Genomic DNA, 10,912 nt, shown 5'->3' with positions numbered 1-10,912 from the left:
CGGATACTTTCGAGGTGAAAAACTGACTGTCTTTTTCATTTTCTGAGTCTTACTACTTAACATTGCAGGTAATTTGTTCGATATGTAATATAATGGTTATATTTTCCAATGGATAAGGAGGGGATTCTTAATGTCTAACAACGGAGGTCTAATTACTAATTTATTAAATACTAATTCGAATAGTACGTTAAATTCGCTAGAAAAATATAGAGATAACATGCTAAAGAAGTTACAATCTAAAACTGGCAATAATGGAAATGGCGATGCTAGTTCTATTCATATAGGCAGAAAAGAAACGATGGTAGCCTTACAAGGAGTTACAAAGCAAATACAGCAGGTTCAGTATGCAAAAACTGCACGAAAACTTCAAGAAGATTGGTATAAAAACGAATCATCCCCAGCTAAAAGTCCTAGTAAACGTGCGAAAATTAGAAGGGAGCATGAAACGTATCTTTTTAACGCTAGTATGGGACATTTAATTTTAGCCAAAGCAGATATTTCTGTAGATGAAAACGTTAACGCGGCGGAAAAATTGGGAATTGAAGCTGCTGAAGTAGAGCGTAAAAGAAAGAAAGATGAAATGGATGCTGATACGACAAATGATAACAGCAAAAATAATGGAGCAAAAGCCGTAAAGCAAAGAGAGAAAAAACGGTCTTTGAATATATTGGCATGAGTACCATACTGCAATTCCCGGCTTAGGTGTCCGCCTCCTCATGAGTGATAGTTATCGTAACTTAAGACTTCGGGTAGGCTTATTATTGTACTATTAAACTGAATGAGAAGAAGCGGAAATAATCGAAAAACGATTTTCTCCGTTTCTTCTCATTTAGACTAAGATATGGTTGTATTGAACCCACTAGCACTTCTTACATACTAGAATTTATAGATACCATAGCCAATACCTTTTGATGTCACATCAAAATTTCCGGCAACTCCCAAATAACTCATATCCAAAATCTTCATGTTACGATAATCAAGATTAAAGTCTAAATTAGGAGCAATTTCCTGAGATAGACCAATTTTCCAGTTAGTAATATCAGAAGCTGCATCACCAATCTAAATAGTGCTAATTAATAAGCCCGTTATTAATTTAGCATGAGCTGAACAATCAAAATATGACTTTCACGGTAGTTCCTATGCCTTCTTTGCTATGAATATTTATCGATGCAGAATGACGTTCTGCAATTCTGTAGCATACAGCTAAACCTAAACCAGTTCCCTGTGGTTTAGTCGATAGGAATGGAGTACCTATTTTATCTAAGAATTCCTTGGGGATTCCACATCCTTCATCGGCTATTGATAGAACCGGTCTATCTTCAGTTATATATGTTGCTATTGCCACGCTCCCATCATCATCTGTCGCCTCAATTGCATTTTTAACTAAATTTAAAATTAGTTGCCTAATTTCTTTTTCGTCTAATATCAATGAAGGGATATCTCCAAGTTCAAGATTAATTTGTATACCTTTAAGCACCCCGTCAGCTTGCATTAAGGGCACTATTCTTGCTATTATTTTATTCAAATCCGATTCTTTTAAATCCACTCTACGATCTTTTGCCAATGATAAGAATTCGGTAATAATTTCATTTGCACGGTCTAGTTCTTCAATCATCATCTCAAGGCTAGATGCATATTTACTGAATTCAGTTTTTTTATTAAGAAATTGTAGATACCCTCTGACGGTGGTAAGCGGATTTCTAACTTCATGTCCAATACTAGCTGCCATTTCTCCAACTAAATTCAGTCGATCTAAACGAGCCATTTCTATTTTTTGGGCAGATATCATATCAGCAATATTTTTAGTTAAATCCATCATTTCATTAATTTTATTATTTATGGTATTGACATTATTCATTTCTTTATCCAAATGTACTTGACTTACATTTACCATACTGACCGAGGCTGCTAATTTTTTCATTGACAGCGATATTTTGTCTAAACTGTCACTAAGCAACTTTGATTTCGCTGTTAATATTTGCTGCTGATATTCTGCTTTCGACATATTGTTAGCAACGATGTAAAGCACATCTGCTGCAGCTTCAACACTTTCTTTTGATAACTGACGAATTTCCTTGACCGATTCAAAGTATCCATCTTCGCTAATCCCAATCTCTTTAGCAATTTTACGATACTTTTCTTCATTTGGAATATCCATTAGCACTTGTCCACCTAATATAGTCCCAATTTGCCGCCCTTCTAATATAATTGGAGCAGCAAAATCAATAAGCCCCGCATGACATTCATATACAACCGGTTTTCCAAGACGTGCAGCCTCTTCTCCAGCTTTCCGATGCGATTCTGCACATCGCTTATCGCCCTTAGATGTTGCATGAATATAATCCATACAATATCTAGTATAATTACTCGGGTTAGTGATAGCATCTCCCTCAAGATTTACAGTCACACTGGCCACCCCTACCCCTTTAGCAAAACTATCTTGAAATCGTTGCAGGAAATTAATATCTATAACATCTGATAATTGAATATTGCTTAAGTCCAATCCGTTTTTGACTTTGACTGTTGTACGTTCAGTTCTTGTGACTTGATCATCCATTCCCATTCCTCCTGCTGATTTCACATCTCCGAAACATTTTTGAAATAAATAACCCATATTTTTTAAAGTCTTTTAGCAACGTTCTTTGACTTGTGAATGTGAATGATGTCACAAAATCTATTTAGCTGTTTAGTCATATGATTTCTTTATAACAAGAAACCTCTAACTTCTAATAATGCATATATTTGTCCTAAAAATGCAAATTCCTGCAAAAAATCTCATTTTTAGTAAATATTGTAATGCTTTTTATGGATTACATCTAACGACTCCGATTATCCTCTGTTGGACGAGAGCGAGGTGATAGCATTGACGATTATACGAATGGTCATATGACTCCGAGTGTAACGAATAATAATTTATTGAAATTAAATGAATCAATAATGAATACACGTAGTAAGACGTTTTCTTTGAAATTTACTGGTAAATACGAAGAAGATAAAATTCAGCTGATTCGAATTTGCGATATGTTAGATCAATCTCTAAAGGATATGAAAATATCAGTAGGTCTTCGAAATACAATTTACTACACAAAGTCAAAACAAGAATTGCAAGATGCCATACAATTCAAAGATTTAATCTGGAAACAGTTAAACAAGGATCTTAAAGATGATGGTTATATCCGTACAAACTAATAACGATAAGAACGGGGCTGTCTCAAAACGATTAAAAAAATCGTAGCGAGGCAGCCCTGTTTTTATGGACAAAAGAATAAAAGTTCTTTGGGGCCTCCTCTGCACATCCGAATCTTATTATGCAGCCGGCCTTTTGACTGTAGACAAATATCCATCAATAATTTTTTTAATGTCTAGATCCATCGGAATTTTATCATTAATTGGGTACAACATGCCATGTTGAGAAACTAAAGCCCATTGTCCGTCCCTATTTTCATATGTCAGATCAACTCTGCCGAGATATATGTTATCTTCTCCCCCAGCCTGAACAATTGGAATACCACCTGTTCGATAAATAGGCTGCTGAATGACATAATGATCATCGGCCCCGATAATAAGAGACAATCCACTGCCTGCTAATTTCATATCCATTTGAACATCTACTGCAAGCCCAGCGTGAGACAAGAGCAATTGAATGTCCGATTCCTTGCGCACCTGAGGAATTAGCTCTGCCACTGCTGTGAGGGGATCTTCTACAATCTTGTTTGAAGCTTGGGAATATCTCCTTACCTTGGTAGAAGATACACCAATGATACCTACTCTAACATCTTGTATTGATTTAACAATATAAGGTTTCACCCCTGGCAGATATTCGCCATTGGTTGTCTTAATGTTGGAACATAAGGTAGGAAATTTTGCCTGTTCAATTAAATTGTACAACTTTTGATCACTTACAGCTTGCTCAGGGTGACCTTTAAATTCGTTGTTGCCTAATTCCCACGCGTCATAGTTCATTCCATTATAAGCAGCCATTTCCATTTCCCCGTAAAAAATATTGTGATATGGTCCGCGAGTAAAAAGATCACCCGCATCAACCAAAAGGACATTTTGCACTTCTGATCGTATCTTTTTTATAATAGTTGCTTTTCTGGCTAAAGCATATGGTTCATAATCATGGAAATCATTAGTATGAATAACGGTTAGCTTGAAAACTTGCGGCTGAGCCTGTTCAGCAAAAGCAAAAACAGGTATCATAATGGACACAAGCATCCAAATCAAGGTAATTAAGGTAAGGCTCTTCTTTGGAATATTCACGTCTCTCCCCCTCGAATACTCAAGACTGCAAGTCATATTATAAAACTACAGAACCCATTTTCGCTAAAAGGAAAATGACTTCTCGTGTTATGCACCAATAAAGATATGTTCTTCTTGGGATTTCATAGGGTTATTGATTGCTATTGTTGTGTTGATTGTTTCAAGAATAATGTTAGCGATATTTTGGGAACCGTTTATAGGAATCGTATCATTGTATGTCAGATTACCACAAGAAGCAAAAATAGCAGTTTCATTAATTATTGTGCATGCTTCGATGGGGGTCGGGCAATGATAACCTAATTGATTTTTATTAATAAAGTCAATATTACCTGTCTCTTGGATACCAACCGCTTCCGTAACAATTAGCGTTTTTTTCATCGTTACGCCTTCCATTAGAGTACCAGGACCAGCCTTAGAGACAATTACATCACTTGCTGCCATCAGTGTTTCCATATTATTCACAAAGCCGTAGACGTGCAATCGGTCTGAATGGACTTTTCGGTTGTTAAGTTCATTATATAAATCCTTGTTATTACCTGTTATGACAAGGATTTGTTTATCAGGGCACTGTTTTTTTAAGGTATGGACCCAATCCCCTATATTGCCTGCCCCAACTCCACCACCTGTAAGGAGGACTGTAAAGGGTTCGCTTTTTATGCCAAGTTCATCACATGCTTGCTTTTTTGATAATTTACTATTTAAAAATTTAGGGTGTACTGGAAAACCAGTATAGATAATCTGACTGTAAGGAATCCCATACTTTATTAAAGATTGAAATGCTTCTTTTGTAGGAACAAGGTATAGATCCGCTCCTGGTGTTGCCCATGATGCATGTATGGTAACAAGATCTGTAATGACAGCTATGATTGGCCAATTGGCGCATGACTCTTTACGAGTTTGCTGTAATAAACCAATAACTAATGGATGAACGGCCACAACGGCATCAGGCTGGGTATTCGCTATTGTTCGTTTAATACTATAGTGAGATTGAGAATATACTATTTTCGTTAGTGCATTGATACGACCAATACTGTTAGTTTCTTTAAAGAATAAATTGTTTAGCCAGACATGTTTCTTGGAGCAGTAATCATAAATTTCCGGTGCTTTTTTCAGCCCTGGGAAATTCGTTGTACGTAAAAAATCGACAATGGTAGATTGTATGCTCTGTTCTTTATCAAGTGCAGCTATTATCGATGCCGCAGCACTGCGGTGTCCACCGCCTGTGTCTGATATTGCGAACATAACCTTTATAGGCCTAATTGCCATAAGACACCTCTCATTATCAGATTTTGATAATACCGTAGGTACTTTATTTTTTATTATACGAAGCTAATTCAATTATAATGGAATCATATAAATCTTACGTTAATGAATGATTAAGAAAATGTTAAATGTTACAATAAGTGTAAAAAATACGGTTTAGCCGCAATAATAGGATATCAAGGTGAGTTCAATCAAGTGGCTGCTCGCAAAAGGCTCAACATGCAGCTGATACTACTTGTTGAGCCTTAAAACCTTTATTCGAAATCCGATTTCATTAATGATCTCTTTTTGCATGTTATATAAAATGAAATAAGCGGATATACTTTTGTCACAAGACGGATCCCCTTTATCTCCCCTTGAACAATCACGTCTTGTTGTGATGAGATACTTTTATTTATGAACAGTGAAATTAAAGTTATCGCTATCATCCGTTAGATGAATTTTTCCCCGGTATGTTCTGTATTTATCTTTACCTATCGTTACCCAATACGTTTTGCTTGTTAATGGTAAGTAAATTGTATAATTACCTCGATAGTTAGTCTTTGCAACTTGTATGCCATTCAAGCCACCTTCCATTTCGAACACTATTTTTGCTCCATTAATTGGTTTCAAGTCCGAATCCGTTATTTTTCCAGAAATAGTGAATTTAGAGGTTGCTGTTGCAGTATTGATATAAAGCATGTTTACTAGAAGAAAAGAACAAATAATTAGCAAAATCCTGTTGTTTTTCAAAATAAGCACTCCTTATTGGTATGTAATTTTTTACAGATAGGCAATATGATACTATAAAGTTGTGATGAAAGTATGACAACAATACCAATTTACACGAAGATAAACATTTCCTGCCTCTTACCCTTGTCACACTTTTGTCTTATTTAAATGATATAGTTCAATATAGGCTATTCATTCATTTAACCTTACATAATGATACTTAGTAAATGAAGTGCCAATTAAGAATTAAAACATTCCAGGAGGACTTATTATGAAAAAAATCGCACTTACTGTGGCTTCCCTACTCGCCTTCGGTATCAGTACTGGTTTTGCCGCCCCTATTAATAATCTGTCACAAGGTCAGACAGCTGTCGGTGTAGTGGATGACTCTTTCTATCTCGAACACAAGATGTCGGATAACCTTACACTTGGATTCCAAAAGAACGACATTTACGGACAAGTTAATGTCAATAATAATATTAGAGCTATTATTGGTAGCAGAGATTATAATTCCAATTCAAAACTCTACGTAGGAGCAGCAGTGACAAGCCCATTAGCTCCTTCCTTAGATGGCTATGCCTCTCTAGTCGGCGCTTCTGGTTTTAAAGAACTGCAAGTTGGGGCTAATTACAACCTGACTAACAATCTTGACCTTAATGTAAACTACCGCTCCTTTATGCCAGATGAAGGCAGCAACAGTAATCGTACAGCGTTGGGTGCGACATTTAAATTTTAAGAAAAGACTTGGCTTGTGCCAAGTCCTCGGACGTAGGCAGAAGCCTTAGTCGTTCTTATTTGGAATCAAGAAAGTGCTATACTTTCTGATTCCGTAAAACTAACGCTAGCAATCGAAAATAATTTGAGTACTTTAACAAAAATAGAGGGTTTCGCTTAATAAAGCGAAACCCTCTATTTTTGTTATTTCATTTATAATTACATTGCCTCAGCACTTTTCCGTCGGCCATAGGCTCTTTGCGCCTGTCTGCTCTTTCCTCTTTCACCAAATAATGCTCCGATTAAGTTAACGGTTAAACGAGCTGTAGTATCATCTTTGTCTAACAAGGGATTGACCTCCACAAATTCAGCGGAAATCAATTGATTGGATGCTGATAACAGTCTAACAGCTTGTAAGCTTTCTTTATAACTGATACCATCGGCAACGGGGGTACCTACTCCCGGGAATTCTTGAGGATCTATACCATCTACATCAAAACTAAGATGAATTCCATCACAGCGCTCAGACAAATACCGCAAGGTTTCGGCTATGACAACTTCGATTCCTAGTCTTTTTACATCCTCAGCTGTATACATTTTTATATTTCTTTCTGCAATTAATTGCTTTTCGCCCTCATCAATATCTCGGGCGCCAATCAACACAATGTGCTCTGGTTTCACTTTCCCATGATAACCACCAATATAGGTAAGAGCAGAGTGCCCTAGCCCCATGCTAGCCGCCAAAGGCATGCCGTGAATATTGCCACTAGGTGAAGTCTCAGGTGTGTTTAGATCCGCATGAGCGTCATACCAAATTACACCTATATTTTTATAATGTTTGGCAATGCCAGCCAGTGTCCCCATAGCAATACTATGGTCTCCCCCTAAAACAAGAGGGAAACGTCCTTCTTGTATAATATCTGAAACCTTTGTTGCTAATTTCTCACTTGACTCAACAAGGGTCTTAACATTTTTAATATTTTCACCTGTCTGCCTAAATCGTCCCGTAATGCCAATCGTAAGATTACCTTCGTCAACTACATGTTGCCCTACGCCCTTTAGACGCTCTACTAAACCTGCGCTACGGATACTATGAGGTCCTAAGTTGGTACCATAACGTGTCTGTCCTAGCCACATAGGTACACCAACAATTGAAATTCTTCTTTTCATGGAATTCACTATCACCGCCCCAATCTTTTCCAATTTTAATTCACTGCGAATTTTATTTTAAACCTTTCTTGTCTAGTGTGCAAGAAAAGATTTATAAAATACTTTTCTTTTTTTAGAAAAATATTTATTCTTCTCCTTATCTTTTTCAGTAATTGATTATTTTTCTATTATTTTGATAAAATATACCATAAGATTCCCTAAATTACTCCTCTTTTAGCAAAACAAACCTTTTCATGTTATAATATAATTCGAACTAGTTTTAAACATAATACAATATACATTATAGGAGGAATACTATGCAAACTTACACGTTTAGTAAATTACAAACAGCAAACAGTCTAAGAGTCCGGTTAATCGTGTTATTTGTACTATTTGCTTTACTGCCTACCTGTATAGTGGGCATAATGAACGCCTACCAAAACATTACCGAAAAGAAATCTGCAATTGTCCAAAATAACATAGTGTTAACTACCCAGCTCTCTAATCAGATTGAGCGTCTTTTAGACGATTCTCAAGGATTGCTAGTGACAACGGCCACAGCAATTGGTGCGTCATCGACAAACAAAACATTAGATCCAGTCGCTATAAAGACTGCACTACTTGAGATGAAAAAACAAAATCCAATTTTCGAGTTAGTAATCGCTAACAATAGCAATGCAATGCAAATTGCTCGAACTTCTGGAGAGTTGCGAGACCAGTCCGGCAAGGCAAATATTATTAGTGCTTTGCAGGGAAAAACCTTCTTTTCCGATGTATACATATCAGCCTCCACTCAGGCCCCCTGTGTAACAATCTACACCCCTATCAAGGACAATACTGGAGCAGTTATTGGACTTATGTCTGCTGATATTAGCCTTAGTTCCATTCAAGATATCGCTAACAGTGGCAAAATCGGCAATACTGGCTATATCGACATTGTTGACAAGCAAGGAGTACTTATTGCTCATCCTAATAAAGACCGGGTTTTGCAAAAAGAAAGCGTTGCCGATCTTAGCTATATCTCTAAGGCCCTTCAAGGACAGTCTGGCAGTACTACTGCTATTGCAACTAACGGAGCAGAAGCCTTAACTGTATTTACCCCTATTACAAAATACAACTGGGCTATTGCTGCCTATATGCCCTCAAAGGAAATAAACAGCACCATCTTATCGTCGTTACTGTTTACTGTACTATTAAGTTTATTGGCCGTCGCATGCGCTGCATTCACAGCTTACTTTATTGGCCGAAGCATTTCTAGACCATTGCAACAATTAGCTGTTAATGCTGACTTGTTGGCAAATGGAGATTTAACTGGAGAAATCAAGGCCCAAGGTGCACTGGAAATTAATCAACTTTCTCATGCCCTTAACAAAATGCAAGTTAATTTTAAACAAATCATCCAAAATATTGTAGCCACATCTGAGCAAGTTGCTTCCTCCTCTGAGCAATTAATGGCTGGTGCCGAACAGTCAGCGCAAGCCGTTGACCAAGTTGCCCATTCCATTACCCAAGTAGCAGGTGCTACGGATAAACAACTTACAGCTGTTAATCAAGCAACCGATATTGTAACTGAAATATCTACTAGTATCCATCATATTGCTGAACAAGCCAATATGGTTTCCAGCACTTCGGAACAAACAGCAACTACTGCGAAAGACGGTGGTAAAGCAATTAGTACTGCTATGGAACAAATGAATCGCATTGAAAGTACTGTCATAAATTCCGCTCAAGTAGTTGCTACCTTAGGTGATCGTTCCAAAGAAATTGGACAAATTATCGATACCATTGCTGGAATTGCCGGACAAACAAATTTGTTAGCGTTAAATGCCGCTATTGAAGCAGCGCGTGCCGGAGAACAAGGTCGGGGCTTTGCAGTCGTTGCTGATGAGGTAAGAAAACTAGCGGAACAATCGCATGATGCGGCAAAACAAATTACTACTTTAATCAGTGGTATTCAAACGGAAGCAGACAAAGCTGTAGAATCTATGAATAATGGAACCCAAGAAGTTAAAATCGGTACCGAAGTAGTGAATAATGCAGGACAAGCCTTCCAGCAAATCACGTCTTCTGTTACACAAATGTCTGGACAGGTACAGGAAATATCCGCATCAATTCAGCAAATAGCAAGTGGTAGCCAAAAAGTAGTAGCTACTATGCATACAATTGATGATATCAGCAAAGATACTGCCCTCCAAACACAAACCGTCTCGGCAGCTACGGAAGAACAATCCGCTTCCATGGGGGAAATCTCTCATGCTAGCCAACTATTAGCCAACATGGCTGAAGAATTGCAGAAGGCTGTACATAAGTTTAAAATGTAATATTATATTTGAAGCTAGAAGCCCTATTCCGCAAAAGGAATAGGGCTTCTAGCTTTTTCTCGATAAGAAAAGACTTGGCTTGTGCCAAGTCCTCGGACGCAGGCAGAAGCCTTAGTCGTTCTTACTTGGAATCAAGAAAGTGTTATACTTTCTGATTCCGTAAAAATAGGCCTCGCTAGTGCTGGATCCTCACCAGACAGACAACTCTTATGTTTTTTATTGAATTATTATCTCTATCTATTCTGATTCTGTAAATCTTACATTTTTATAATTTCTAGGGATACAATAAATTAGAAGCGTGAAAAAACTCTATATTAAATATCAAGAAAAGGAGTTTTTATTATGGTTCTACAATTAGGAGCAGCTGCTTTTCTCTTCATTGCAGTTTGCTTCGTATTATTGCAAATGATTCACAGTGCGGGGATTATTTGAAATAAGCACGCTGACTTAAACCAAAATAAGGGGCTCGTCACATTTATGACGAGCCCCTT

Annotated in this window: 9 protein-coding genes; 4 read left to right on the top strand and 5 right to left on the bottom strand. The window is 37.2% G+C overall.

Annotated features, from left to right (window positions below; all coding sequences use genetic code 11):
* Positions 1–130: 130 nt before the first annotated feature.
* The gene (locus tag UFO1_RS23555) at positions 131–676 is read left to right on the top strand and encodes a hypothetical protein (protein WP_038674660.1); all 546 of its coding nucleotides are present in this window, start codon (positions 131–133) and stop codon (positions 674–676) included.
* A 435-nt stretch (positions 677–1,111) separates the two neighbouring features.
* On the opposite strand, the gene UFO1_RS25915 is transcribed toward UFO1_RS23555, so the two are convergent.
* Positions 1,112–2,557 carry a PocR ligand-binding domain-containing protein gene (locus UFO1_RS25915; RefSeq protein WP_051789073.1) on the bottom strand — a complete coding sequence of 482 codons (1,446 nt, stop codon included), beginning with the start codon at positions 2,555–2,557 and terminating at the stop codon, positions 1,112–1,114.
* Between the two features lie 407 nt (positions 2,558–2,964).
* Between UFO1_RS25915 and UFO1_RS23545 the strand changes: the two genes are divergently transcribed.
* Positions 2,965–3,189: a hypothetical protein gene (locus UFO1_RS23545; RefSeq protein ID WP_236639292.1), complete on the top strand. Its 225-nt coding sequence runs from the start codon at positions 2,965–2,967 to the stop codon at positions 3,187–3,189.
* A 117-nt stretch (positions 3,190–3,306) separates the two neighbouring features.
* Here the strand turns inward: UFO1_RS23545 and UFO1_RS23540 are convergent, their stop codons facing one another.
* The 3 genes from UFO1_RS23540 to UFO1_RS23530 all read right to left on the bottom strand — a co-directional run bounded on the left by UFO1_RS23540 (position 3,307) and on the right by UFO1_RS23530 (position 6,267).
* Complete coding sequence (locus UFO1_RS23540) at positions 3,307–4,263, bottom strand: bifunctional UDP-sugar hydrolase/5'-nucleotidase (protein WP_038674658.1); 957 nt, start codon at positions 4,261–4,263, stop codon at positions 3,307–3,309.
* Positions 4,264–4,350: 87 nt separating this feature from the next.
* A complete protein-coding gene (locus UFO1_RS23535) occupies positions 4,351–5,529 on the bottom strand; it encodes a glycosyltransferase (RefSeq protein ID WP_038674657.1) in 1,179 nt (392 codons plus the stop codon).
* A gap of 387 nt (positions 5,530–5,916) precedes the next feature.
* Positions 5,917–6,267 (bottom strand): carboxypeptidase-like regulatory domain-containing protein, encoded by a 351-nt coding sequence (locus tag UFO1_RS23530; protein WP_236639291.1) that lies wholly within the window; start codon positions 6,265–6,267, stop codon positions 5,917–5,919.
* A 241-nt stretch (positions 6,268–6,508) separates the two neighbouring features.
* Here UFO1_RS23530 and UFO1_RS23525 point away from each other — a divergent pair, with 241 nt between their 5' ends.
* The gene (locus UFO1_RS23525) at positions 6,509–6,973 is read left to right on the top strand and encodes a hypothetical protein (protein ID WP_038674655.1); all 465 of its coding nucleotides are present in this window, start codon (positions 6,509–6,511) and stop codon (positions 6,971–6,973) included.
* A gap of 197 nt (positions 6,974–7,170) precedes the next feature.
* Here UFO1_RS23525 and rocF read toward each other — a convergent pair whose 3' ends face one another.
* Entirely contained in the window at positions 7,171–8,130 is a 960-nt protein-coding gene (gene rocF / locus UFO1_RS23520) for an arginase (RefSeq protein ID WP_038674654.1), read from the bottom strand.
* Between the two features lie 287 nt (positions 8,131–8,417).
* Here rocF and UFO1_RS23515 point away from each other — a divergent pair, with 287 nt between their 5' ends.
* The gene (locus UFO1_RS23515; RefSeq protein ID WP_051789072.1) at positions 8,418–10,421 is read left to right on the top strand and encodes a methyl-accepting chemotaxis protein; all 2,004 of its coding nucleotides are present in this window, start codon (positions 8,418–8,420) and stop codon (positions 10,419–10,421) included.
* The last annotated feature ends 491 nt before the right edge of the window (positions 10,422–10,912 follow it).

The sequence above is a fragment of the Pelosinus sp. UFO1 genome (assembly GCF_000725345.1).
In the GTDB taxonomy this organism is placed as follows: Bacteria; Bacillota; Negativicutes; order DSM-13327; family DSM-13327; genus Pelosinus.
Note: the sequence above shows the minus strand (reverse complement) of the source record. Positions and strands in the feature narration are given on the sequence as shown.